This is a genomic window from Streptosporangium sp. H16 (genome assembly GCF_051918855.1).
GTDB lineage: Bacteria > Actinomycetota > Actinomycetes > Streptosporangiales > Streptosporangiaceae > Streptosporangium.
This window is the reverse complement of sequence record NZ_JBPXMD010000115.1, coordinates 1-1,045: the sequence shown is the minus strand read 5'-3', so window position 1 is coordinate 1,045 and position 1,045 is coordinate 1. Positions and strand designations below refer to the sequence as shown.

Annotated in this window: 1 protein-coding gene; it reads left to right on the top strand. The window is 71.2% G+C overall.

What is annotated here, in order from left to right; genetic code table 11:
• Nucleotides 1-45 precede the first annotated feature (45 nt).
• A partial coding sequence (locus ACTOQ2_RS43910) for an acyltransferase domain-containing protein (RefSeq protein WP_440107972.1) occupies nt 46-1,045 on the top strand: 1,000 nt, incomplete at its 3' end.

Here is a 1,045-nt window from a genome sequence, read left to right as displayed (position 1 = left end):
AAGACGGTGTTCGTCTTTCCCGGTCAGGGGTCGCAGTGGCTGGGGATGGGGGTTGAGCTGCTGGAGACCTCGGCGGTGTTCGCGGCGCGGATGGCGGAGTGTGAGGCGGCGCTGTCGGGGTTCGTGGACTGGTCGCTGACCGGGGTGCTGCGGGCCGAGGAGGGCCAGCCGGGCTTTGATCGGGTGGATGTGGTGCAGCCGGTGCTGTGGGCGATGATGGTCTCGCTCGCGCAGGTGTGGCAGTCACTCGGGGTGGAGCCGGCGGCGGTGGTGGGCCATTCCCAAGGTGAGATCGCGGCTGCGGTGGTGGCGGGTGCGTTGTCGCTGGAGGACGGTGCGCGGGTGGTGGCGTTGCGTAGCCGGGCGATCGTGGCGCTGGCGGGCCGGGGCGGGATGGTGTCGGTTCCGTTGCCGTCGGCGCAGGTGGCCGAGCGGCTGGCGGGGTTGGACGGCCGGGTGTCGGTGGCGGCGATCAACGGTCCGGCCTCGACGGTGATCTCCGGTGATGTGGACGCGCTGGACGGGTTGCTGGCCGAGTACGAGCTGGCGGGGGTGCGGGCCAAGCGGATCGAGGTGGATTACGCCTCGCATTCGGCGTATGTGGCGGCGATCGAGGATGAGCTCGCCGCGTTGCTGGCGCCGGTGGTGCCGCGTATCGGGCGTACTGCGTGGTATTCGACGGTGCGGGGGTGCTGGCTGGAGGGTGTGGAGGCCGGCGCGGCGTACTGGTATGAGAATCTGCGCGAGACGGTGGGGTTCGGTCCGGCGGTGGAGGTGCTGGCGGGCGAGGGGTTCCGGTTCTTCGTGGAGTGCAGTGCGCATCCGGTGTTGCGGATCGGGGTGCTGGAGAGTGTGGAGGCGGCCGGGGTCGCGGATGCCTGTGTGGTGGTGGGCACGTTGCGGCGTGATGACGGCGGGGTGCGCCGGTTGTGGACGAGCGCGGCCGAGGTGTGGGTGCGCGGCGGAGAGGTCGACTGGGAGCGGGCCATCGCCCCGGCCCGGCCCAGCACCGTCGACCTGCCCACCTACGCCTTCCAGCACCAGC